Source organism: Oleiphilus sp. HI0117 (genome assembly GCF_001635235.1).
Genome location: NZ_LWGA01001202.1, coordinates 1 through 2767, shown reverse-complemented (window position 1 = coordinate 2767; position 2767 = coordinate 1). Strand labels below are relative to the sequence as shown.

The 2767-nt window shown below is 42.9% G+C and carries 3 protein-coding genes and 1 pseudogene; all 4 read left to right on the top strand.

Annotated elements, in window-relative coordinates; genetic code table 11:
* Positions 1-59 precede the first annotated feature (59 nt).
* Positions 60-695, top strand: coding sequence for a tRNA-uridine aminocarboxypropyltransferase (locus A3757_RS21060; RefSeq protein ID WP_068508958.1), 636 nt, complete (start codon positions 60-62; stop codon positions 693-695).
* Between the two features lie 126 nt (positions 696-821).
* Positions 822-1754, top strand: a complete 933-nt coding sequence (locus A3757_RS21055; protein ID WP_068508960.1) for an ABC transporter ATP-binding protein — start codon at positions 822-824, stop codon at positions 1752-1754.
* Position 1755: 1 nt separating this feature from the next.
* Positions 1756-2529, top strand: a complete 774-nt coding sequence (locus A3757_RS21050) for an ABC transporter permease (protein WP_068508962.1) — start codon at positions 1756-1758, stop codon at positions 2527-2529.
* A gap of 79 nt (positions 2530-2608) precedes the next feature.
* A pseudogene (locus A3757_RS28175) lies at positions 2609-2767 on the top strand (NADPH-dependent 7-cyano-7-deazaguanine reductase QueF); the annotation flags it as partial.

Genomic DNA, 2767 nt, shown 5'->3' with positions numbered 1-2767 from the left:
GATAAAAGGCAGTTTGATGATTCACACTGCCTTTTTTATTGGCTGAAAGAAGATAAGCGATGGCGAGAGTGTATTGTCAACGGTGCAATAGGCCTGAAAAAGTTTGCTTGTGTGCATCGATAAGCAAACAGAGCAACACAAGAACTCTGATTATTTTTCAGCACGATGACGAACAAAAGAAGCCGCTTTCGACTGTGCCATTAATCCAGCAGGGGTTATCTGGCGTAGAGGTGCTGAACGGCCTAAGATTTGACCGAGAAAAATGCTTCTCTTTGCTAGCAAAGCATGGCGCTTGCAGCCCTTTGCTGTTGTATCCTGAGTCGCTATCTGATGACGAAGAACATCTTGTATTAGATCTGAGCGATCTAGCTTCACCGCTTTTAAAGTCGCTACAACAATATGATTCGCTAGTTATCCTCGATGGCACCTGGAGGAATACCCGGGAGCTGGTTTTGGTGAATACTTGGCTGCAAAGTTTGCCGACACTCGCCCTGTTAAATGCCGGGAAAAGTCGCTATCGTATCCGCAAATCGACACATGAGTTTTCATTATCAACAATTGAAGCGGTCGCAAAAGTGCTGCCCCTATTGGATGAAAATATTGATAGCGAAACTTTGTTGAAGCCTTTTGAGAAAATGATTGATCAGCAGATTCAATATATGGGAGAAGAGGTCTTCCTGCGAAATTACCGATAGGATGCAGAACCCTTTCTTCGAGATAAGCGGATATTCATTCCTTGGTGACTTGAAATTCCTTTGCCTAACCCCAAGATAGAGCACTCCACTTTACCTCTCTACTTACAAGCAGGCACTAAACAAATCATGCAAAACGCTCTAGAGATTCGCGGCTTAAACAAAACTTATGGTAATGGTCATGTCGCTTTGCAGAATGTCAGTGTCAGTGTCGAGCAGGGTGACTTCTTCGCTTTATTGGGGCCTAACGGTGCGGGGAAATCAACGACACTTGGTATTGTTTCTTCCTTGGTTAATAAAAGTTCTGGAGAGGTCAAAATATTTGGCCACGACATCGATAAACAGTTGGTTAAGGCAAAGACCTGTTTAGGTGTGGTGCCTCAGGAGTTTAACTTCAACCAGTTCGAGAAGGTCCGTGATATCGTTATTACTCAGGCTGGTTATTATGGTATTCCCGTTTCAGAAGCTGAGGAAAGTTGTGATCATTATCTGAAGAAACTGGGCTTGTGGGATAAACGGAATGAACCATCCCGTATGCTCTCCGGGGGTATGAAGAGAAGGTTAATGATCGCCAGAGCTTTAGTGCATAAGCCTAAATTGCTCATTCTTGATGAGCCCACAGCGGGTGTAGATATCGAATTGCGACGCTCAATGTGGGAGTTTCTAAAGGAAATCAATGAGCAGGGTACGACAATTATCTTAACGACGCACTACCTGGAAGAGGCGGAAGCGCTATGCCGCAACATTGCGATTATTGATCAAGGGAAAATTCTGACAAATACCAGTAAGCAATCTTTATTACAGCAATTGCATCTGGAAACCTTTGTGCTAGAACTTGATAAACCCATGAGCACTGTTCCTTTGCTAGAGGGCTTTGAGGCAAGACTTAACGAAGAGGGCCTGCTAGAAGTTGATGTGCGCAGTGAGCAAAATATAAATGATCTTTTTTCCAAGTTGGACAGTTTGAGTATTCAGGTCAGGAGTATGCGTAACAAGGCAAACCGCTTAGAAGAGTTGTTTTTGGACTTGGTTGAGAACGCCAAAACGCAGGAGGAAGTGTAAGATGAATGCGCATCAGGTATGGGTCGCTTTCTTGACTATTGTGACCAAAGAGATTCGTCGCTTTACTCGTATATGGGTACAAACATTGTTGCCACCGGCGATAATGATGGCTTTGTACTTCGTCATCTTTGGCAACTTGATTGGCCCGAGAATTGGTGACATGGACGGTTTTGACTACATGGACTTTATTGTTCCCGGCTTAATCATGATGTCAGTGATTACTAACTCCTATGCTAACGTAGTGTCCTCTTTTTTTAGCATGAAGTTTCAACATAGCATTGAAGAAATTCTGGTCTCACCTGTACCTAACTGGGTAGTCTTGTCCGGTTATGTGATGGGCGGTGTTGGTCGCGGTATATCTGTTGGTCTGATCGTGACACTACTGTCGCTGGGTTTTACCGATTTACGTGTTGAAAATATCGCCGTAACGGCCAGCATTGTTATTCTGACGGCTATCCTGTTCTCGATAGGCGGTTTTATCAATGCGATTTATGCGACAAAATTCGATGACATATCGATAGTGCCAACGTTTATATTGACGCCACTTACTTACTTGGGGGGTGTTTTTTATAGTATCAGTTTGTTGCCTGAGTTCTGGCAGGGGGTCTCCCAAATTAACCCTATACTGTATATGGTTAACGCTTTTCGCTATGGTATTCTTGGTGTAAGTGATGTCGATATTGGTATTTCATATTTGATGATTTGCGGATTTATCGTAATAGGCTTTTCTTATGCGCTTTACTTATTGAATCGCGGAAAAGGCATAAGAGCGTAATATGATTTTGCCTCTAAGCTAATATATAAGAATCAGTACATAGCGTAGTTTTTTCACTTTCAGAACTTAGGAGTAAAAAGTGACGGATGCTCATCAAAGCCAATTAGGTAAAGGGACTGAATACGATCAAAGCTATTCACCCGAGATACTTTTTCCCTTAGACCGAAAACAAAATCGTGAAAGTCTGAACCTGAGTGCTGATATTCCTTTTCATGGTGAAGACCGCTGGACCTGTTAC